The organism is Aeromonas sp. Marseille-Q5825, assembly GCF_946892685.1.
In the GTDB taxonomy this organism is placed as follows: Bacteria; Pseudomonadota; Gammaproteobacteria; order Enterobacterales; family Aeromonadaceae; genus Aeromonas; species Aeromonas rivipollensis.
Genome location: NZ_CAMPOU010000006.1, coordinates 535,567 through 557,083 on the forward strand (window position 1 = coordinate 535,567; position 21,517 = coordinate 557,083).

At 59.4% G+C, this 21,517-nt stretch carries 20 protein-coding genes; 8 read left to right on the plus strand and 12 right to left on the minus strand.

Annotated features, from left to right (window positions below; translation table 11 throughout):
- Positions 1–52: 52 nt before the first annotated feature.
- Positions 53–1,864: a translational GTPase TypA gene (gene typA, locus OC537_RS17505; protein WP_041206669.1), complete on the minus strand. Its 1,812-nt coding sequence runs from the start codon at positions 1,862–1,864 to the stop codon at positions 53–55.
- A 350-nt stretch (positions 1,865–2,214) separates the two neighbouring features.
- Here typA and glnA point away from each other — a divergent pair, with 350 nt between their 5' ends.
- The 5 genes from glnA to add all read left to right on the plus strand — a co-directional run bounded on the left by glnA (position 2,215) and on the right by add (position 8,112).
- A complete protein-coding gene (glnA, locus tag OC537_RS17510) occupies positions 2,215–3,624 on the plus strand; it encodes a glutamate--ammonia ligase (protein WP_025325354.1) in 1,410 nt (469 codons plus the stop codon).
- Between the two features lie 198 nt (positions 3,625–3,822).
- Positions 3,823–4,398: a DUF4124 domain-containing protein gene (locus tag OC537_RS17515; protein WP_106885256.1), complete on the plus strand. Its 576-nt coding sequence runs from the start codon at positions 3,823–3,825 to the stop codon at positions 4,396–4,398.
- A gap of 86 nt (positions 4,399–4,484) precedes the next feature.
- A complete protein-coding gene (gene glnL, locus OC537_RS17520) occupies positions 4,485–5,540 on the plus strand; it encodes a nitrogen regulation protein NR(II) (protein ID WP_041206667.1) in 1,056 nt (351 codons plus the stop codon).
- Between the two features lie 9 nt (positions 5,541–5,549).
- A complete protein-coding gene (glnG, locus tag OC537_RS17525; protein ID WP_106885257.1) occupies positions 5,550–6,968 on the plus strand; it encodes a nitrogen regulation protein NR(I) in 1,419 nt (472 codons plus the stop codon).
- A 142-nt stretch (positions 6,969–7,110) separates the two neighbouring features.
- The gene (add, locus tag OC537_RS17530) at positions 7,111–8,112 is read left to right on the plus strand and encodes an adenosine deaminase (protein WP_262113126.1); all 1,002 of its coding nucleotides are present in this window, start codon (positions 7,111–7,113) and stop codon (positions 8,110–8,112) included.
- Between the two features lie 67 nt (positions 8,113–8,179).
- Here add and hemN read toward each other — a convergent pair whose 3' ends face one another.
- From hemN to OC537_RS17550, 4 genes are all read right to left on the minus strand, one after another.
- Positions 8,180–9,553 (minus strand): oxygen-independent coproporphyrinogen III oxidase, encoded by a 1,374-nt coding sequence (hemN, locus tag OC537_RS17535; RefSeq protein WP_262113127.1) that lies wholly within the window; start codon positions 9,551–9,553, stop codon positions 8,180–8,182.
- 31 nt (positions 9,554–9,584) lie between these two features.
- On the minus strand, positions 9,585–10,025 hold the full coding sequence (locus OC537_RS17540) for a DUF2489 domain-containing protein (protein WP_106885260.1): 441 nt from the start codon (positions 10,023–10,025) through the stop codon (positions 9,585–9,587).
- An 11-nt stretch (positions 10,026–10,036) separates the two neighbouring features.
- Complete coding sequence (yihI, locus tag OC537_RS17545; protein ID WP_106885261.1) at positions 10,037–10,612, minus strand: Der GTPase-activating protein YihI; 576 nt, start codon at positions 10,610–10,612, stop codon at positions 10,037–10,039.
- Positions 10,613–11,407: 795 nt separating this feature from the next.
- Positions 11,408–12,025, minus strand: coding sequence for a c-type cytochrome (locus OC537_RS17550; protein WP_041206664.1), 618 nt, complete (start codon positions 12,023–12,025; stop codon positions 11,408–11,410).
- Positions 12,026–12,168: 143 nt separating this feature from the next.
- On the opposite strand from OC537_RS17550, the gene yihA reads away from it, so the two are divergent.
- Complete coding sequence (gene yihA, locus OC537_RS17555) at positions 12,169–12,825, plus strand: ribosome biogenesis GTP-binding protein YihA/YsxC (RefSeq protein WP_262113131.1); 657 nt, start codon at positions 12,169–12,171, stop codon at positions 12,823–12,825.
- Between the two features lie 1,012 nt (positions 12,826–13,837).
- Here yihA and aroE read toward each other — a convergent pair.
- From aroE to OC537_RS17590, 7 genes are all read right to left on the minus strand, one after another.
- Positions 13,838–14,659: a shikimate dehydrogenase gene (aroE, locus tag OC537_RS17560; protein ID WP_163137754.1), complete on the minus strand. Its 822-nt coding sequence runs from the start codon at positions 14,657–14,659 to the stop codon at positions 13,838–13,840.
- A 104-nt stretch (positions 14,660–14,763) separates the two neighbouring features.
- Entirely contained in the window at positions 14,764–15,672 is a 909-nt protein-coding gene (gene hemF, locus OC537_RS17565) for an oxygen-dependent coproporphyrinogen oxidase (RefSeq protein WP_111911647.1), read from the minus strand.
- A gap of 100 nt (positions 15,673–15,772) precedes the next feature.
- Complete coding sequence (locus tag OC537_RS17570) at positions 15,773–16,333, minus strand: Sua5/YciO/YrdC/YwlC family protein (protein WP_262113135.1); 561 nt, start codon at positions 16,331–16,333, stop codon at positions 15,773–15,775.
- A gap of 314 nt (positions 16,334–16,647) precedes the next feature.
- Positions 16,648–17,205: a type I DNA topoisomerase gene (locus tag OC537_RS17575; protein WP_139745007.1), complete on the minus strand. Its 558-nt coding sequence runs from the start codon at positions 17,203–17,205 to the stop codon at positions 16,648–16,650.
- A 55-nt stretch (positions 17,206–17,260) separates the two neighbouring features.
- Positions 17,261–17,734 carry a DUF494 family protein gene (locus OC537_RS17580; protein WP_025325340.1) on the minus strand — a complete coding sequence of 158 codons (474 nt, stop codon included), beginning with the start codon at positions 17,732–17,734 and terminating at the stop codon, positions 17,261–17,263.
- Positions 17,727–18,842, minus strand: a complete 1,116-nt coding sequence (dprA, locus tag OC537_RS17585) for a DNA-processing protein DprA (RefSeq protein ID WP_262113137.1) — start codon at positions 18,840–18,842, stop codon at positions 17,727–17,729. The genes OC537_RS17580 and dprA overlap by 8 nt, the downstream gene beginning before the upstream one ends.
- A gap of 1 nt (position 18,843) precedes the next feature.
- Positions 18,844–19,932 carry a LysM peptidoglycan-binding domain-containing protein gene (locus OC537_RS17590; RefSeq protein WP_262113138.1) on the minus strand — a complete coding sequence of 363 codons (1,089 nt, stop codon included), beginning with the start codon at positions 19,930–19,932 and terminating at the stop codon, positions 18,844–18,846.
- Between the two features lie 108 nt (positions 19,933–20,040).
- Between OC537_RS17590 and def the strand changes: the two genes are divergently transcribed.
- Both def and fmt read left to right on the plus strand, forming a co-directional pair.
- Positions 20,041–20,553: a peptide deformylase gene (def, locus tag OC537_RS17595; protein WP_025325337.1), complete on the plus strand. Its 513-nt coding sequence runs from the start codon at positions 20,041–20,043 to the stop codon at positions 20,551–20,553.
- Between the two features lie 12 nt (positions 20,554–20,565).
- On the plus strand, positions 20,566–21,510 hold the full coding sequence (gene fmt / locus OC537_RS17600) for a methionyl-tRNA formyltransferase (RefSeq protein WP_262113142.1): 945 nt from the start codon (positions 20,566–20,568) through the stop codon (positions 21,508–21,510).
- Positions 21,511–21,517 lie beyond the last annotated feature (7 nt).

Sequence of the window (21,517 nt, forward strand, 5' to 3'; positions counted from 1 at the left end):
AAAAAAAGAGGCCATAAGGCCTCTCTTTGGTCTGTCGATGAACAGCTATCGATCAAGCACGACCGGCGCGCTTGCGATCCATCTCGGTCAGCAGTTTCTTGCGGATACGGATGGCCTTGGGAGTGATCTCCACCAGCTCATCGTTGTCGATGAACTCGAGAGCCTGCTCCAGGGTCATGCGGATCGGCGGAGTCAGCACCTGGGCTTCGTCGGTACCGGAGGCACGCATGTTGGTCAGCTGTTTGCCCTTCAGGCAGTTGACGGTCAGGTCGTTGGAGCGGGAGTGGATCCCGATCACCTGGCCTTCGTACACTTCGGTCGCGTGACCGATGAACAGACGACCGCGGTCTTGCAGGCCGAACAGGGCGAAGGTCAGGGCCTTGCCGGTGGCGTTGGAGATCAGCACGCCGTTCTGACGCTCACCGATGCTGCCACCCTTGTGCGGACCGTAATGGTCGAAGGTGTGGTACAGCAGGCCGGTACCTGAGGTCATGGTCAGGAACTCGGTCTGGAAACCGATCAGGCCACGGCTCGGGATCATGAAGTCGAGACGGACACGGCCCTTGCCATCCGGGGTCATGTTGGTCATCTCGCCCTTACGCAGGCCGAGTTGCTCCATGACGGAACCCTGGTGGATCTCTTCCACGTCCACGGTCACGGTTTCGAACGGTTCGTGCAGAACGCCGTCAACGGTGCGCAGGATAACTTCCGGACGGGATACCGCCAGCTCGTAGCCTTCGCGACGCATGTTTTCGATCAGGATGGACAGGTGCAGTTCACCACGGCCGGAGACGCGGAACTTGTCCGGATCTTCGGTCTCTTCCACACGCAGGGCCACGTTGTGGACCAGCTCCTGGTTCAGACGCTCCAGAATGTTGCGGGAGGTCACGAACTTGCCTTCTTTGCCGGCGAACGGTGAGGTGTTGACCTGGAAGGTCATGTTCACGGTCGGCTCGTCGACGGAGAGCGGTGGCAGGGCTTCGACGGCATTGTTGTCACAGATGGTGTCGGAGATCTTCAGCTCGCCCAGACCGGTGATGGCGATGATGTCGCCCGCTTGCGCGTCGGCCACTTCGGTACGGGACAGACCCAGGTAACCCAGCACCTGACCGACCTTGCCGGTACGGTTCTTGCCGTTGGCACCAACGATGGTGACCTGCTGGTTGGTCTTGACGCGACCACGGGTGATGCGGCCGATACCGATAACACCGACGTAGGAGTTGTAGTCCAGCTGGGAGATCTGCATCTGGAAGCCACCGGCGGGGTCACCCTTCGGCTGCTCGACGTTGTCAACGATGGCCTGGAACAGGGGTTCCATGTTGTCGGACTCGACGCTCTGGTCCAGGGTGGCCCAACCGTTCAGTGCAGAGGCGTAAACAACCTTGAAGTCCAGCTGTTCATCGGTGGCACCCAGGTTGTCGAACAGGTCGAATACCTGATCCATTACCCAGTCAGGACGAGCACCCGGACGGTCGATCTTGTTGATGACCACGATCGGCTTCAGACCCTGGGCGAAGGCTTTCTGGGTCACGAAACGGGTTTGCGGCATAGGACCGTCAACGGCGTCGACCAGCAGCAGCACGGAGTCAACCATGGACATGACGCGCTCAACTTCACCACCGAAGTCGGCGTGACCCGGGGTATCGACGATGTTGATGCGGTAGTCATTCCAGCGGATCGCAGTGTTCTTGGCGAGAATGGTAATACCACGTTCCTTTTCCAGATCGTTGGAATCCATCAGACGCTCTTGACCATCAGTGGTACGGTCCAGGGTTCCAGACTGCTGCAGCAGCTTATCAACCAGGGTAGTTTTGCCGTGGTCTACGTGCGCAATAATCGCAATATTGCGTAAATTCTCTAACATTCTCGCCTCAAATCACCGGGTAAAATTGGGCGCTAATTGTACTCTCGCCTTTGTGATCTGCCTAGCAGAATTGCAGACCATTCGTGTACGACAGGGGATCTGGATCATGGACCCCGCGCCAAAAGCCTGCTTAGATGGTCTTGACACGTAGGCGCACCATCCTGGTGCACCAAAACGATCCAAGGTTGCACCACTTTGAGGCGCAGCCAAGCATGAAAGCGGGAGTCCCGACAGCCTGAAAGGGTGCAAATGCACTGAAATCAAGCTGTCACAAACTTGGCACGATACTGGCTTATGTGAATGTGATGACGCATTCACCCAAAGAGTTTTAACACCGGAGGTTACTTAGCATGTCAGCCCAGAACGTTTTGGCCCTGATCCAGGAACACGAAGTCAAGTTTGTTGATCTGCGTTTTACCGACACCAAGGGTAAAGAGCAGCACGTATCCATTCCTTCCCACCAGGTCGACGAAGACTTCTTCGAAGACGGCAAGATGTTCGATGGCTCCTCCATCGGCGGCTGGAAGGGCATCAACGAGTCTGACATGGTGCTGATGCCGGATCCGGCCTCCGCCAAACTGGACCCGTTCACCGAAGAGACCACGCTGAACATCGTCTGTGACGTGCTTGAACCCGCCACCATGCAAGGCTATGACCGCGATCCGCGCTCCATCGCCAAGCGTGCCGAAGATTTCCTGAAAGCCAGCGGCATCGCTGACACCGTGCTGTTCGGGCCGGAGCCGGAATTCTTCATGTTCGACAACATCACCTTCTCCAACACCATGGGCCACAGCTTCGTGAAGATCGAATCCGAAGAAGCTGCCTGGAACTCGGGTACCGAGTACGAGCACGGCAACAAGGGTCACCGTCCCTTCGTTAAGGGTGGTTACTTCCCGGTTGCGCCGGTTGACTCCTCCCAGGACATCCGTGCCGCCATGTGTCTGGTGCTGGAAGAGATGGGCCAGGTCGTTGAAGCTCACCACCACGAAGTGGCCACTGCCGGTCAAAACGAGATCGCAACCCGCTTCAACACCCTTACCCTGAAAGCTGACGAAGTGCAGGTGCTGAAGTACGTGATCCACAACGTGGCCCACGCCTACAACAAGACAGTCACCTTCATGCCGAAACCCATGTTCGGTGACAACGGCTCCGGCATGCACTGCCACCAGTCCCTGGCCAAGAACGGCGTCAACCTGTTCGCTGGCGACCTGTACGGCGGTCTGTCCGAGATGGCGCTGCACTACATCGGCGGCATCATCAAGCACGCCAAGGCCATCAACGCCTTCGCCAACCCGACCACCAACTCCTACAAGCGTCTGGTGCCGGGCTATGAAGCTCCCGTCATGCTGGCCTACTCCGCCCGCAACCGCTCTGCCTCCATCCGTATCCCGGTGGTGCCGAGCCCGAAAGCACGCCGCATCGAAGTGCGCTTCCCGGATCCGGCTGCCAACCCCTACCTGGCCTTCGCTGCCCAGCTGATGGCCGGTCTGGACGGCATCATCAACAAGATCCATCCGGGCGATGCCATGGACAAGAACTTGTATGACCTGCCGCCGGAAGAAGCCGCAGAAGTGCCGACCGTTGCCGGTTCCCTGGACGAAGCCCTGTCCGCACTGGATGCAGACCGCGAGTTCCTGACCCGTGGCGGCGTCTTCAGCGACGACTTCATCAACTCCTACCTGGAGCTGAAGCAGCATGACGTGGATCGTGTCCGCATGACCCCGCACCCGCTGGAGTTCGAGCTGTACTACTCCGTCTAATCCGGTGCCCATTGCTTCATCATGACAAACCCGCCATCTGGCGGGTTTTTTATCTAAGGGGCTGAAATATCATGACTCATTGCCTCACGCAGCATGGTGCTAGGGCTCGGCGAGCCCATTTTTCACCGCCGATCCGACAATAAACCCGACATTTTTTTCTCTGATAGGATTAAGGTGAACCCCGTCAAGGAGAGATGGATGAAAACAGTACACCCGACATGGACGCTGGGCCTCTTGCTGATGATCTCCTGCACCGCCCAGGCGGCCAGAGTCTATTCCTGGGTCGACCCTCAAGGGGTGACCCATTACACCGACGCTCCTCCCCCCGGCAAGAACGCCAGGGAGTTAGACCTGCGGGTCTCCCCCCTCATCGGCACCTCGCCCCACTCGGTCCAGGTCGACGACTTCAACAGCCTGACCGGGGTCGATGCCAGGAAGGCCCAGGAAGCAGCCCCCCTGGAGATAGAACTGCTCTCCCCCGAACCGGGCAGCACATTGCGCGACAACACGGGCAACATCGTCTTCCAGGCACAGGTCCATCCCCAGGCACCGGTGCAATATGACGTGCGACTGCTGCTGAACGACAAGGCCATTCCCCTCGTTCACAACAGCCTGGCCATCCGGGTTGAGAACCTCCCTCGCGGCGCCTACGAGGCACGGCTCGAGCTGCTTACCAAAGACGGTACGATCCTTGCTAAATCCAAAGCAGCCACCTTTTACCTGCATAGAACGACTGTGAATCCGGCTCCCAAAGCCACCCCCAAGGCCAATTAGGGGTGATGTGACGCACCGATGCGGGTAAACTCAATGCACCATATCGGTGCATAACAGGTGTAAAGCACCGTTTTAGGGAGAAACCTGTGCCAACCCGCTCGGATCACGCCAAGACACTCTTGGACAACCTGCTGACCGCCGTCATCCTGATGGATGAGCGGCTCTGCATTCAATTCGTCAACCCGGCGGCCGAACAGCTGCTTTCCCTCAGCGAACGGCGACTGATCGGGATCGAACTGCCCCATCTGCTGGAGCACATCTCCCTCGATCTGCAACGATTCAAGCAGTGCCTCATTTCGGGGCAGGGCTTCACCGACAGCGAAGTCACCCTGGTGGTGGAGGGAGAGCCCAGGCTGGTGGAGATCAGCGTGAGCCCCATGGCCGACCACGAGCAGCGGCTGATGGTGGTGGAGCTGCGCAAAATCGATCAGCAGAAGAAGATCAGCCAGGAGCTGCAACAGCATGCCCAGCAGCAAGCCGCCAAGGAGCTGGTGCGCGGGCTGGCCCACGAGATAAAGAACCCCCTCGGGGGTCTGCGTGGCGCGGCCCAGCTGTTGCAAAAGGAGCTGCCGGACCCGGCCCTGCGTGAATACACCGGCATCATCATAGAGCAGGCCGATCGCCTGCGGGTGCTGGTCGATCGTCTGCTCGGCCCTCAGCGGCCGGGACGCCATCAGATGCACAATGTGCATTCGGTGCTGGAGCAGGTGCGCCGCTTGGTAGACCTGGAGCTGCCGCCCCAGATCCGCATCGAGCGGGATTACGACCCCAGCATTCCCGAGTTCGAGATGGAGCCGGACCAGCTGCAGCAGGCGTTTCTCAACATAGTCCGCAATGCCGCCGAGGCCCTAGGTGACCAGACCGGGCTCATCCGCATCAAGACCCGCACCGCCTTCCAGATCACCATCCACGGCCAGCGCTACCGTCTGGCCGCCGAGATCAAGATCATCGACAACGGCCCCGGCATTCCCGATGCCATTCGCGACACCCTCTTCTACCCCATGATCACCGGCAAGGAGGGAGGCACAGGCCTCGGCCTCTCCATCGCCCAGAACCTGATCGATCAGCACAAGGGACGCATCGACTGCATCAGCTGGCCCGGCCACACCGAATTCACCATCTACCTACCACTTCGCAAGTAAGGGAACCTCATGACAGCAAAAGTGTGGATCGTCGATGACGACAGCTCCATCCGGTGGGTCCTGGAGCGCACCCTTGGTAGCGAAGGCTTCGAATGCGAGAGCTTTGCCGATGGCGAAGCCCTGCTGAGTTCGCTGGAGATGCGCTCACCGGACGTGATCCTCTCCGATATCCGCATGCCGGGCATAGACGGCCTCAGCCTGCTGGAGCAGATCCACCGCCGCCAGGCCGATCTGCCCATCATCATCATGACGGCGCACTCGGATCTCGACAGCGCGGTCAACGCCTACCAGCGCGGCGCCTTCGAATACCTGCCCAAACCGTTCGACATCGACGAGGCGGTCACCCTGGTGCGCCGCGCCGAGAATCATCTGAAAGAGCAGCGCACCAAGCGCAAGGCTCGCCAGCAGGAGGCTACCACCACCCCGGAGATCATCGGTGAGGCCCCCGCCATGCAGGAGGTGTTTCGCGCCATAGGCCGACTGTCCCGCTCCAGCATCTCGGTGCTGATCAACGGCCAGAGCGGCACCGGCAAGGAGCTGGTCGCCCATGCCCTGCACAAGCACAGCCCGCGCGCCCACAAGAATTTCATCGCCCTCAACATGGCGGCCATCCCGAAGGATCTCATCGAATCCGAGCTGTTCGGCCATGAGAAGGGGGCCTTCACCGGCGCCAACAACATCCGCCACGGCCGTTTCGAGCAGGCCGACGGCGGCACCCTGTTTCTCGACGAAATAGGCGACATGCCCCTCGACGTCCAGACCCGGCTGCTGCGGGTGCTGGCCGATGGCCAGTTCTACCGGGTCGGCGGCCATCAACCGGTGCAGGTGGACGTGCGGATCATCGCCGCCACCCACCAGAATCTGGAGAAACGGGTCGCCGACGGCGAGTTTCGCGAAGACCTGTTCCACCGCCTCAACGTCATCCGCATCCATATCCCCGCCCTCAAGGAGCGGCGGGAGGACATACCCCAGCTGGCCCAGCACTTCCTGCTGAGGGCCGCCAAGGAGCTGAACGTGGAGGCCAAGAGCCTGCACCCGGATACCCAGACCTACATCAGCCGCCTGCCCTGGCCCGGCAACGTGCGCCAGCTGGAGAACGTCTGCCGCTGGTTGACCGTGATGGCCTCGGGCCAGGAGGTGCTGGTCGGCGATCTGCCCACCGAGCTGCTGACCCCCATCACCAGCACGGCGGAACCCGGCCAGCCCGCGCTGACCGGTGGCTGGCAGCAACAACTGCAGGACTGGGTGGCCGCCAAGCTGGCGCTGGGGGAGACCGACATCCTGGCCGACGCCATGCCCCAGTTCGAGCGGATCATGCTGGAGACGGCGCTGGAGCACACCCATGGCCACAAGCAGGAGGCCGCCCGCCTGCTCGGCTGGGGTCGCAATACCCTGACCCGCAAGCTCAAGGAACTCGACATTCCCTGAGTCTTCGGGAAAAACGATTCCCATCACGCCTTGAGGGAAAGCCTGACCAATCAGACCCCGTTTGCCTGCAAACGGGGTATCTTTTTCAAGATCCCCGCCTAGAATGACAGGCTTTCCAACCCGACTCGCAGAAGGCGCCATCATGATTGACAGATCCCTCCCCCTGACCGACCTGCACCGCCATCTGGATGGCAACATCCGCCCGCAGACCATTCTCGAGCTGGGTCGCCTGCACAACATCCGGCTGCCAGCCGATGAGCTGGAAGCCCTGCGCCCCCACGTGCAGATCGTCGAGAACGAGCCGAGTCTGGTCGCCTTCCTGAAGAAACTGGACTGGGGCGTGGCCGTGCTGGCCGATTACGACGCCTGCCGCCGGGTCGCCTACGAAAACGTGGAAGATCTGCTGCGCGCCGGCATCGACTATGCAGAACTGCGCTTCAGCCCCGCCTACATGGCGATGGCCCACAAGCTGCATCCGCAGGGCGTGGTGGAAGCCATCATAGACGGCGTGGCCGCCGGCAGCCGCGACTTTGGCATCAAGACCAATCTGATCGGCATCATGAGCCGCACCTTCGGCACCGAGCAGTGCAACAAGGAGTTGGCCGCCTGTCTGGCCCACCGTGACAAGCTGGTCGCCATCGATCTGGCCGGTGACGAGCTGGGCTTCCCGGGGGAACTCTTCACCGAACATTTTCGCAAGGTGCGGGATGCGGGCATGCGGGTGACAGTGCACGCCGGTGAAGCGGCCGGCCCCGAGAGCATGTGGCAGGCCATTCGCGATCTGGGCGCCGAGCGTATCGGTCACGGTGTCAAGGCCGTCCAGGATCCGGCCCTGATGGCCTATCTGGCGGAGCACCGCATCGGCATCGAGTCCTGCCTCACCTCCAACATCCAGACCACCACTGTCGCCAACCTGACCGAGCACCCGATCCGCCAGTTCCTGGCCGCCGGCGTGCTGGCCTGCCTCAACACCGACGACCCTGCGGTGGAAGGCATTGACTTGCCCCATGAATACGAGGTGGCCGCCCCGGCCGCCGGCATGACGGCGAGCGAGATCCGCACCGCCCAGCAGAACGGTCTGACCCTGGCCTTCCTGAGCGATGGCGAGAAAGCCGAGCTGAGCGCCCGCGCCGCCAGCCGCTGAGTGCAGGCAAGCCCAATAAAAAAAACCGCCGAGGCGGTTTTTTTTATGTTCAACGCTGAGCGACGGTTCAGATCACCCGGGAGAACTGCTGCTGGCGCGCCTTGCTGCGCAGGTAGACATCGAAGCACATGCAGATGTTGCGAATGAGCAGCTGACCGGTGGAGACTACCTCAAGCCCGTCGTCTGTCATGCGCACCAGGCCATCGTCGATGAAGGTCTGCAGCAGCTTGAGATCCTCGGCGAAGTACTCCCGGAAGACCAGGCCATGGGCCTGCTCGACGGCGGCGAAGTTCAGGGAGAAGTCGCAGATGAGGCGCTTGATCACCTCGCGGCGGATCAGGTCATCCCGGTTGAGGGAGCACCCCTTCCACTGGGCGTGGCCGAGCGTCTCCACCTGGGCGTAATAGGTTTTGAGATCCTTCTGATTCTGGGAGTAGGCATCCCCCATCATGCTGATGGAAGAGACCCCCAGCCCCAGCAGATCGCAATCCCCCTGGGTGGTGTAGCCCTGGAAGTTGCGGTGCAGCTTGCCCTCGCGCTGGGCCACCGCCAGCTCGTCATCGGGCTTGGCGAAGTGATCCATGCCGATGAACTGATAACCCTGACCGGTGAGGAAGGCGATGGTGTCCTGCAGCATGGCCAGCTTCTCCCGGGGGGCTGGCATGTCTTCTTCTTTCAGCTTGTGCTGGGCGGCGAAGCGGCTCGGCAGGTGGGCATAGTTGAAGATGGAGAGGCGGGCCGGATCCGTCTTGAGCACTTCCTCCAGGGTGTGGTGGAAGCTCTCCCGGTTCTGGTGCGGCAGGCCATAGATGAGGTCGAGATTGGTGGAGCGGAACCCCAATGCCCGGGCACGCTCCAGCATGGCGCGGATGAAGTCGTTGTCCTGCTCGCGGTTGACCGCGACCTGGACCGCCTTGTTGAAATCCTGCACGCCGAGGCTGATGCGGTTGAAGCCCAGCTCCCGCAGCACATCCAGCATGGAGAGTTCGATCTCGCGCGGGTCTACCTCTATGCTGATCTCCCCCTCGTCCGCAAACCGGAAGTGCTCCCGCAACATGGCCATCAGGCGACGGGTCTGCCCTTCGTTCAGATAGGTGGGGGTGCCACCGCCCCAGTGCAGCTGGGTCACCAGCCGGTCCTTGAACAGGGGGGCCTGCGCCTTGATCTCCTGCTCGAGGTAATCGAGGTATTGATCGGCCTTGTGCTGGTGACGGGTGATCACCTTGTTGCAGCCGCAGTAGTAGCAAAGCTTGTGGCAGAAGGGGATGTGCACGTAGAGCGACAGATTGCGCGCCGGATACTGGCCCGCGGCCTGGACGAAGTCCGGATAACCGAAGCCCTCGTTGAACTCCAGCGCGGTGGGATAGGAGGTGTAACGCGGGCCGCTGTAGTTATATTTCTCGATCAGGGCCTGATCCCACACAATCTGTTCTGCTTGCACGCTTGCTTCCTCTTTCTTTGTTATCCAGGGCTCACCGGCTTAGCTGAAAGTCCTTCAGTCGGGCGACATCCTTGAGGATCTGCGCCTCCAGCTCGGCCTCGTAGCCGCTGCGTTCGAGATCCATCTTCATCACTTCGTTGCGCTTGAGGGCTCGCCTCGCCTCGTGAGTCGGCATCTCCTTCACCTTCTCGTAGAGGCCATAGAGACCGGGGAATTCATTGGCGAAGGCTCGCCCTTCCTTGATCTGCAAGGCATCCAGCAGGTTGGTCAGCCGGATGGCCCCCTCCGAGTAGTCGCACTGACCATCCCGTACCGCATGGGCGATCACCCTGACGCTGTCGAGGATGCGCTCGTTGCGGGCCGCGATGGCCTGCCGCTGCATGTCGTGCTGACGCTTGAGACGCGCCAGCAGGGTGCCGGCATAGACAGCCAGCCCCAGCAAGACAAGGCCCCCCAGCAGGGCGGCCAGCATCCATCCACTCATCACTTCTTCTTCGGCTCGGGCTTGGGTTCGGGCTGATAGTCAACCTGGCTGAAACGCTCCCACAGCTCTTCCTCGGAGGCAGGCTGTCTCGGCTCTTCATACTCGACGTCGTCAAAATCACCGTCGTCATCTTCGTCGGTGTCTATGATGCCGAGCTCGTCCATCAGCTCCTGATAGCGATCGACGCGCTGATCGACCCAGGCCTGCTCGGCCGCTTCCAGAGTTTCACCGGCATCCAGTCGATCCAGCAGATCGTTCAGGCGATCATCATTCTCGATGGAGGCCAGCTCCTGCTCGGGCGTCATCACCAACTTCTTCTCTTTTTGTGGTTTGGTCACCACGGATTGGGACTTCTTCTCTTCCACAATCAGCACGACCGGCTTGCGGGAGCCGATGCGCGGATCCTTGGCCTGCTTGCCACTGCCGCCCTTGTTGCCTTGCTCGACCTGCTGACGGGAGCCCGCCTTCAAGCCCTTGCGCTTGGCGGCGCGTTTGCGCTCACGACCTTCCAGGGCACTGGCATCTGATTCTTTGCGCTTGCCGGTAGGCTTGCGGGTGGGTTGTTTGGCCGACATGAATGACTCCGACAAATAACTGGATTGAAACCCCCGGGATTGTTTCGTCCGGGGAGGATGCTGAAGTGGGGAACAGTAAATCTGGAACAAGAGTGGGATCCCGCACCAATTCGACCATATTCGGTCGCTGAACACCGCAGGATCGGCATCCTCTGGGCATGTTGCTGGTATTTTGACACAGAATGCCTTGGCGGGTTAATGACCCAGCAGAAAAAAGGCAGCCGAAGCTGCCTTGATCCTGTCATGCGAGTCCCATTCCCTGGCTGCAAATCGCCTTATCCCTGGGCGTACCTCTGCGCATCATGTCGTTAGGTCTTCCTGACCCTTGTTGCTCGATCCTGAATGTGCGTGTGCTTGTCTAACCCATGCGGACAATATCCGGTCGTCTTTCTGGGGTGGTTGCCTCCCGCAGCCCCGCTCATCCCTGGCGGTCACCATCCTGGTCTCTGACTCTCTTGCTCATCACTTGTCTGCTGAGCCGACTCCCTGTCCAACCCGCACGCCAACAGCTCGCCAGGTCATTCCATGAGCTCACTGTAACAATTTCGCAGTCGGGCTCAATCCACCCGGTATGCTTTCAAATGAAGATAAGTGGCCATCTCATTTTTAACATATTGAAAGTTATAGCTTCCGCATCGAAGGCTGAACGCTGTTTCAGCCCCGACCGGACTCGGAAATGGGGGATCTCTTACAACAATGCAGGGCATTTGCAGGCATGGCGCCAGTAGCCCCAAAAAAGAACAGGGAACCTCGATAGTTCCCTGCTCTTTTCAACAAGATAGATTCAGGACCTTATCAGTGCAAACCCGCCACGTATTTGGAGAGGGCTTCGATATCCTGATCCGTCAGCTTCTTGGCCACATCCCGCATCATGCCATTGGGGTCATTGTCACGGGCTGCCGCACGGAAGGCGGTGAGCTGCGCCTTGATATACGCAGGGTGCTGCCCCGACAAGCTGGGATACTTGGCCTGCTCGACGCCGGAACCGCGTGGACCATGGCAGGCGGTACAAGCGGCCAGACCACGTTCCATGTCGCCTCCCATATAGAGCGCCTTGCCTGCGGCAACCACGTCATCGGGCACGGCAACCGGAGTCACCTTCTGGCTGGAGAAGTAGGCGGCCAGGTCGTCCATGTCCTGATCGGACAGAGGCAACGCCATGGGTCCCATGATGGGAGCAACCCGACCAGTTTGGCCAGAAGCTGCAGCCTTCAGTTCAACTAATTGTTTTTTGATATATGATGCGTGCTGACCAGCAATCTTGGGATACATGTCGACTGGGCTGTTGCCGTCCGGTCCATGACAGGCCGCACAGACGGCAGCCTTGGTTTGTCCCGCAGCGGCATCGCCCTTGGCTTGTGCCATCCCAGTTACGCCAACCATCAGAGCAAGTGTAATGACTAGGTTCTTCATGGCGTTCCAACTTTCTCGTTATTAGACTTCCAGATCCCATGCCGCCGAAGGCATGTTAAAATAAACGCGTTTAAACGACGCCATTTTACACGATTTCACAAAAAAGTAACTCTATAACCCTCTATCTCTATGGGGAATTTACGTTGGATACACAAACTCTGAATTTCAATAAGGTGCATTTTGTGACCAGCGCACCCGACATCCGCCACCTGCCAAATGATGGGGGTGTCGAGATTGCGTTTGCCGGGCGTTCCAACGCCGGTAAATCATCTGCATTGAATACCTTGACCAAACACAAGAACCTGGCACGGACCAGTAAGACACCGGGCCGTACCCAGCTGATCAACCTGTTTGAACTGGAACCGGGCAAGCGCCTGGTCGACTTGCCGGGCTACGGTTATGCGCAGGTTCCGCTGGAAATGAAGCTCAAGTGGCAAAAGTCACTGGCTGAATACCTGCAGCGCCGCGAATCCTTGAAAGGTCTGGTGATCCTGATGGACATTCGCCATCCGCTCAAAGAGACCGACATGAACATGCTGGAGTGGAGCTCACACCGCGAGCTGCCGGTGATGCTGCTGCTGACCAAGGCAGACAAGCTGAGCCCGGGCCCCCGCAACAACCAGGTGATCAAGGTGCGCCAGGCAGTAGCCGAGCTGGGTCCGCAGATCCAGGTTGAAGCCTTCTCCTCCCTCAACAACATAGGCGTCGAGAAGTTGGCCCAGACCCTGAGCAGCTGGTATCTGTCCAATGCCGAAACCGCTTCGTTCGACACAGAAGAAGACCACCAGATCGAGGAGTAAATCGCTCCTCTTCTTGCTGCAATGAGCGGAGTTGGCCCTCCGCTGATTGAAAGCCTTTCAGTTTTTCCCTGCCTGGGCCTGTCCCGCGTCCCCTTCTGTTACAACCTCTGTTACAACCCACCCCTATAGCTTATAAGTCTTGTCCATCAGAGAGATAGGGCGTTAGGCTGCTGTGAGAATTAACTTTCACTATCTTTGACACCGTTTTCATCCGTCCCACCAAACAAACCGGGAATAATGCCGAACATCAACAAAACTGAAAATTTATTACAAGATAGGCATGGAGAGAGATAAAAATGAGGCCAGTCTCGCTATCGCGGACCGGCCTGAAGAAATGAGTTCAAAAAATTGGGAAAAAGCGAGTTCTCGAGAACAAAGACGATTGGTTTTCCTCAAGAAACATCCCTATTCTAACAAAAGATTGCCCAATTTAAAGCATTTACTCTAAATGCTGCGCATAAAAAAACACCCCGACGATGACTCATCGGGGCTGCTATTCAGCCACATTCAATTACGTGAAATAAAAGGTCTGAAAGATAGAACATCTTACCTCTGTACCCTACGCCGATAACTGTATAGCAAAGCAGCAGAAAGTGAAAGTAATTTATGTAATTTAGTTTCACCCAAAACGGGAAAGGTAAATTTCTATATTTTTCAAATGGATAAAAAAATCCCCAGTATAAATACCGGGGAGTTATAAAGGTGACTAGCTAGCACTTCCTCAACTATCTAGTTAGTCAGCACCATTTCGCACAAGTTCCGCTGCTTTGAGAAAAAACTTGATAAACGTGAGTGACACTAGCCTGAAATCATCGCAACCAATTGTTACCTATCGATTTATATTTATTTTTATAATGGTGCTAATTTCATTCTCCCACGCACGGGGAGCACTTTCCCCCCGAGGAAGAGAGAGATTCTGCTCAGACATAGGGTGTGACATCGCAACAGCCCGTCAGCAGGAGCGCACACTCGCGGTTGTGCCACTCCTCACCCGCTTGATAAGCGGACCGATTTACAGGGTGCCCAGATTGCGCTTCAGTTCTCTCAATACCTGCTTGGTGCCAGGCCGGATGCCGCGCCACACGGTAAAGGCTTCAGCAGCCTGCTCCACCAGCATGCCGAGCCCGTCCATGGTCTGACGAGCGCCATGCTGCTTGGCCCAGCCGATGAAGGCCGTGTCCGTCGCACCGTACATCATGTCGTAAATGGCGATATCGGCGTGGATCAGGGCCGGTGCCAGCGGTGGCAACTCCCCTTGCAGACTGGCGGAGGTGGAATTGATGATGAGATCGAACGGCCCCGCCAGCTGCTCATAAGTCTTGGCACTGAGCGCTCCCAGATCCTGGAATTCGGCAGCCAGCTGCTGCGCTTTTCCATGAGTGCGGTTGGCGATCACCAACTCGCCCGGCTTCTCCGCCAGCAGCGGCGCCAACGCACCGCGAGCCGCCCCACCGGCCCCCAACAACAGGATCCGGCTGTCCGCCAGCGTCACCCCATGGGACTTGAGATCGGCTACCAGCCCGGCACCATCTGTGTTGTCCCCCAGCAGCACGCCGTCATCGGTCAGCTTGATGGTATTGACCGCCCCCGCCCGCTTGGCCCTTGGACTCAACCGATCGACCAGGGCGAACGCCTGCTCCTTGAAGGGCACCGTGACATTGCACCCCTTGCCCCCCTGGGCAAAGAAGCTGCGCAGGGTAGCGGCAAACTCGTCGACGGCGGGCTCGGCCAACCCATACTCCAGCTCTTGCTGGGTCTGTCTGGCGAACAGGGTATGAATGAAGGGGGACTTGCTGTGGCGCACCGGGTGGCCAAAAACCAGATAACGATCCATCAAAGAGTTCCATCAGAGGGTGATCACCCGATTTAACGGGTTTTCTCAGTCGGGAACAAGCCGAATATCGGCCAGTAAAAAGGGGCCCGTCATGGCCCCTCGAGTCACAGCCACTCTCGTGGCGTGAGGTAGTCGGTATAGAGCAAAGCCTCGGGGCTGCCCGCCTCCGGCTGCCAGTCATACTCCCAGCGGGCCAAGGGGGGCATCGACATCAGGATCGACTCGGTACGTCCGCCAGTCTGCAACCCGAACAGGGTACCCCTGTCATACACCAGGTTGAACTCCACGTAACGACCACGGCGATAGAGCTGGAACGCCCGCTCCCGCTCGCCATAGGGCAGCGTCTTGCGTTGCTCGACAATGGGCAGATAGGCATCGAGATAACCCCGACCTACCGCCTGCATGAAGGAGAAGCAGTCGGCAAAGGGCCAGCGGTTCAGATCATCGAAGAAGAGGCCGCCCACCCCTCTGGTCTCGTTGCGATGCTTGAGGAAGAAGTAGCGATCGCACCAGGACTTGAACTCGGGGTAGATATGGTCGCCAAAAGGCTGACAGAGATCGTGGGAGACCTGATGCCAGTGCTGCACATCCTCGGCAAACGGATAGAAGGGCGTCAAATCGAAACCGCCGCCAAACCACCAGATGGGCGCCTCGCCCTCTTTCTCGGCGATGAAGAAACGGACGTTGGCATGACTGGTCGGCACATAGGGGTTGTGCGGATGGATCACCAGCGAGACGCCCATGGCCTCGAACTTGCGGCCGGCCAGTTCGGGGCGGTGAGCGGTCGCCGATGCCGGCATGGCATCGCCATAGACATGGGAGAAGTTGACCCCACCCTGCTCGATCACAGCGCCGTGGCGCAGCACCCGGGTGCGGCCGCCACCACCGCCTTCGCGGCGCCAGGCATCCTCCACGAAGTGCCCGGCGCCGTCAGCCTGCTCCAGTCCCCGGCAGATCTCGTCCTGCAACTGCAGCAGGAAGGCCTTGACCTGGGCCACATCCGGTTTGCTCATCTTGTCTCCAGTCAGGCAGGATCTTGATCGTCCCATCCATTTTATATTGTGGTGTCACGCCATGAGCACATCGCCCGTCATGACTGCAAATCAGCGCCCCTCAGGAGGGACGAATGATGGCGCCGGTACGGGCGTCCTTGATCTCGGATGGATTGGCCTGTCCCCCGACCTCCCCAGGCAGGATATGGGCCAGCTGACTTGCCAGCAGCGCACCTATATCGGCCACCCGACGGGCAGGCTCCTCGCCGGTCAGGTTGGCACTGGTCGAGACCAGGGGCTTGCCAAAGGCGCGGCACAGGGCCTGTACCTGAGGATGGGCCGTGACGCGCACCGCCAGGGTATCGAACTGTCCGGTCAGCCAGGCCGGCGTGGTCGTGCGGGCAGGCATGATCCAGGTGAAGGGGCCGGGCCAGCTCGCCTGCACGCGAGCAAGCTGCTCGTTGCTGAGTTGGCTCAGGTCGATGTAATCCTGCAATTGGGTCAGATCGGCGGCAATCAGGATCAAACCCTTCTCCACCGGACGCTGCTTGATGGCCAGCAGGCGCTGAACCGCAGCCTCGGAGTCGGGATCACATCCTAGGCCAAAGACGGCCTCGGTGGCATAGGCGATCACCCCTTCGCGGTGCAGGGCGGCGATCGCTTGTTCAAATTCGTTTGGCATAGAAAAAATGCGGCAGCCGGGCTGCCACCTCTCATCACTGGGTTGTAAGTTGAACCGACATGAGGGCACCTTGGAGCCCTCACCTCTTCAGTACATTCGGACGTTTGACCCGCCATCAGAGCCTCGGCTCATCATTGGCCACTGCAACGCCTGAGATGCCGGACCACATGAACAGACCAAGAGGCTGGCGGCACGGCAGCATCGGGATCGGCGCCCAACGGCACGGCCGTAGAAGGGCGGTTCACCGCAAGAAGATAAATCCAGATGAAGCACCCTCTTGCCAGCAAGCTGCCAGCCGGCTCATGGCGGCAGGATTATACCCGCTCAATCTGATGACAGCATTTCTTTTGCGGGCAGACCCAGCGTAGACTCCCTCTCACTTTCTTCTCGATCATGATGCCCCAGCCACACTCGGGGCAGGGCATGGGAACAGGCTTGTCATTCACCACGTACTTGCAGTGGGGATAGGCATCACAGGAGTAAAACTGTTTGCCATAGCGGGAGGTGCGGCTCACCAGATGACCCTTGCCGCACTCCGGGCAGAGGATCTGGGTATCGTCGCTCTCCTGCAGGGACTCGATATGCTGGCAGGCCGGATACTGGGTACAACCCACGAACAGGCCGTAGCGCCCCTTCTTGATCGCCAGAGGCTGGCCGCAATCAGGGCAGGCGGATCCTTCGAGCACCTTTTCGATGTCGCGGCCGGAGGGCGTCAGGGAACGAATGTAGTCACAGGAGGGGTAGGCCGAGCAGCCCAGGAAGGGGCCATGCTTGCCCTGACGGATCACCAGCTCGGCACCACACTGCGGGCACGGTTCGCGCTCGAAAGCATGTTCGTGGGCAGAAAAGAGGTGATGATCTATTTTTGACATGGGCCGCGCCTTGGAATCCAGATGGCCTGAATTCTACCAGCGCGGCACCGGACTGTCAGTGAATGACACCATCCGACTCGTCAAACACCAGCTCCTCCATCTGCTGGTAGGCATTCTCACTGCCCGGGACGTTGAACAGCACCATCATGACGACCCACTTCAGGTCATCCAGCTCGATATCCGGCTTGTCCAGCTCCAGCAAGCGCTCGATACAGATTTCGCGGGTTTCGGCGTTCAGCACCTGGGCCTGTTCCAGAAACAGCAGGAAACCACGGCACTCGGTGCTGAGGCGAGCCAGCTCTTGCGGGGCGTAGATCCGCATCGAACCTTGCGCGCTGGCGGTGACATACACCTCCCGCTCGCTGTCATGCAGATTGGCCAGTCGTTCCAGCCAGTTGAGTGCCTTCTCAATCTCGTCCTGATTGAAACCGGCCCGGCTAAGTTCGTCGGTGAGTTCATCCTGCTCGACCATCACATCTGCATCGCTGTGGATGTAGGTCTCGAAAAGGTACATCAATACATCAAACATGATTCGCCCTCCTCGCTCTGACGTATCCACCGGCTACCGCCATCACTGCACCGGCCAGCTCCAGCTCTACCAACCTGCCCAATACCACTTCGACAGGAAGCTGGGCCCGCTCGGCAACGGTATCCACGCTCGTGGTCTCATAATCTACGTTATCCAACAAATCGGCATAAGGCAATTCGCTATTATGCAATGGCTCGGGAGAAGGGTTCGCCAGCCTCTTTAATGGCACAAGGGCTGGCAGCTCTTCCATGACATCTGCCGCATTCAAGACCAGCTTGGCCCCCTGCTGAAGCAGGCGGTTGCACCCCGCAGCCTGGGTGTTTTGCGGTGCACCAGGGACGGCAAAGACCTCGCGGCCCTGCTCCAACGCGTAGCGGGCCGTGATGAGTGAGCCGCTCTGTTCGGCCGCCTCCACCACCAGCGTACCCAGCGACAGGCCACTGATGATGCGATTGCGACGAGGGAAATGTTCCGCCAGCGGCCCCTGGTCCGGCGCCAGCTCGGAGACAAGCAGGCCGCCGTGCTCGAGGATCTGCATCGCCAGGCCCTGGTGGCGCCTTGGATAGAGACAATCAAGCCCGGAGCCCAGCACCGCCAGCGTCACACCGCCCGATGCCAAGGCCTGCTGGTGACAGATGCCATCAATGCCCAGCGCCAATCCGGAGGTGATCGCCAGACCGCTCTCCACCAGTTCTGCACACAAGCGGGCGGCGTTGTCCTTGCCTGCATAGGTGGGGTGACGGGTTCCCACCATCGCCAGCTGTGGCAGGGAAAGAGATGCAAGATCCCCGCGGCAATAAAGCAACAGGGGGGCGGCGGGGATCTCTTTGAGCAGCGAGGGATAGGCGGGACTGTCCGGGCAAAGCAGGTGATTGTCAGGTGCCGCGGCCCAGTTCAACCCCTGCTCCACCAGGGGTGATGGCCATCTCAGCTGCCGGATTTGGGCCGATTGCAGGCCAAGTGATTGCAGCACACCATCATCACAGCCAAACAGGGCGTCGATGTCGCCGCCGAAGTGCGTAAGCAGCCGCGCGGCGGTGACCGGACCTATGCCGGTCACCGTATCCAGCGTCAACCACAGCGAGAGCCGCCCGAGTGGAAGTGGCACGTCAGAAGTTACTGACCTGATAACCCGAGCTGACCAGATCCTGGCTCTGCAGGATGAGGCCATAACTCAGCTTGTCATACACCTTGAACAGCATGACCCTGGCAACCGCTTCGGCGGGCAGGGACGACTTGCCAGCAGAGTGGAATGCCTTGTCATAGACGGAAGCATATTCCCGATACGAGACCTTGCCATTCTTGTCCACCATCTCGGCCCCCGGACGCAGGATCTCGAGCACATCGCCTGGGGCAATCTGATCCCGCAGCCCCTTGTTGATGAGGACAACGTCAAACTTGCCTCCCCCGCGCACCTTGCTCGGCAGCTCTATCACATAACCGGGGGAAATCACCGGCGCCGCCTTTGGCATGAAGACGGCAGAAAGGCTCTCTTGCGGTGGTAACGGGATGACCTTGTCTCCCTGATATGCCTCGCGCCTGCTGTGCGTCAGCGTGACTCTGGTGCTGTCGTTGACCTGGCGATCCTCCGCCCGCACAGTGCCGACAAAAATCGCCTCCTGGCCGAGCTGCTCACCGGTCAGCTTGTCCTTGTAAGTCACCCCGGGGCGATAGATGCCGTAACTCTGACCCGGATTCAGCGCCCCCTGCACATAGAGGGTGTCCCCCTCCAGCATGCCGATATGCTTGTCGTTATTGCCAAGCACATAGGGCAGATCCTTGCTCTGCTGGCTATCGGACAGAATGTGATCGGTTTGCAGGAAGGGCACTATCTCGCTGAGGGGCAGGGTCGGAATGGGATTGGCCTTGTTCTCGTAGCGGTTCTTGGGAGACAGGTGAATGACCTGTTTGCCGCCCTGGCTGGCCTTGCCCAGACGCGGCTCGCCATTGACCCAGCTCAGTTGCAGCACGTCACCGGGGTAAATCCAGTGTGGGTTGGCGATCTGGGGATTGATGTTCCAGAGACGTGGCCAGAGCCAGGGTTCGGCCAGATACTGGCCCGAGATATCCCAGAGGGTATCCCCCTTCTGCACCACATAACTCTCGGGATAGCCGGATTTCAGCGTCAACTGCTGTGCCATGGCACCATTGGCCAGGGCTGTCGCCAGACAGGCGAGGATGATTTGCTTCAGATGCATAACACTCCCTGTTACTTCTGCACGCAAAGTGTTGCTGTTTTTTGTCGACGTAAATGACTAGAATTACGTCAATATTGACTGCGTTTATATGAAACTAAAGAAAAAACTATGGCCATTCTAGATGTATTGCGTTTCCCCGATGAGCGCCTGCGCACAGTCGCAGCCCCTGTCGAGACCATTACACCCGAGTTACAACAGATTGTAGATGATATGTTCGAAACCATGTACGCGGAGGAAGGCATAGGCCTGGCCGCGACTCAGGTCGACATTCATCAGCGCATCATCGTCATCGACGTCTCTGAGGACCGTGAAGATCAGCTGGTGCTGATCAACCCGGAGATCCTTGAGCAGTCAGGCAGCACCGGCATCGAAGAGGGTTGCCTCTCGGTCCCCGGCAGCCGCGCTCTGGTACCGCGTGCCGAGTGGGTCAAGGTCCGGGCACTGGATCGCCACGGCAAGCCATTCGAGCTGGAAGCCGACGATCTGCTCGCTATCTGCATACAGCATGAGATGGATCATCTGGTCGGCAAGCTGTTTGTGGATTACTTGTCCCCGCTCAAGCGCCAGCGCATCCGTCAGAAGCTGGAAAAAATGGCCCGTGAAGATCGCAAAGTCCTCTGAGGATCTGCCCCATTGAATAAGCTGAAACTGATTTTTGCCGGTACCCCCGACTTCGCCGCCCGTCATCTGGCGGCGTTGTTGTCTTCCGACCATGAAGTCGTCGCCGTTTACACCCAGCCCGACAAGCCGGCGGGCCGAGGTCAGAAACTGACCGCTAGCCCGGTCAAGGAGCTGGCGCTGGCCCACAGCCTGCCGGTCTACCAGCCAGCCTCCCTGCGCAATGAAGCCGCGCAGGCCGAGCTGGCCGCCCTTGGCGCCGATCTCATGGTGGTGGTGGCCTACGGCCTGATCCTGCCCAAGGCGGTGCTCGACACCCCGCGTCTCGGTTGCCTCAATGTGCACGGCTCCCTGCTGCCACGCTGGCGCGGTGCCGCCCCCATACAGCGCGCCATCTGGGCGGGCGATGCCGAAACCGGCGTCACCATAATGCAGATGGATGTGGGGCTGGATACCGGCGCCATGATCCGCAAGGTGAGCTGCCCCATCGCCTTTGATGAGACCTCGGCCAGCCTGTATGACAAGCTGGCCGAGCTGGGACCGCAGGCGCTGGTCGATACCCTGGGCGCCATGGCCGCCGGTGATACCGCCGCCGAGGCGCAGGACGATGCGCTGGCCAACTATGCCCAGAAGCTCTCCAAGGAAGAGGCGCGCATCGACTGGTCCATGGAGGCCGTCGCCATCGAGCGCTGCATCCGCGCCTTCAACCCCTGGCCCATCAGCTGGTTCGAGGTCGCGGAGCAGACCATCAAGGTGTGGCAGGCCGAGGTCATCGACAGCGACCATGGCCAGAGCGCCGGCACCCTGCTCAAGGCCGACAAGCAGGGGATCGACGTCGCCACCGGCAAGGGGGTGCTGCGTCTGCTGACCCTGCAACCGCCCGGCAAGAAGGCCATGTCCGTCCCGGATCTGCTCAACTCTCGCCGCGACTGGTTTGAACCCGGCACGCAATTGCATTGAACTGGAT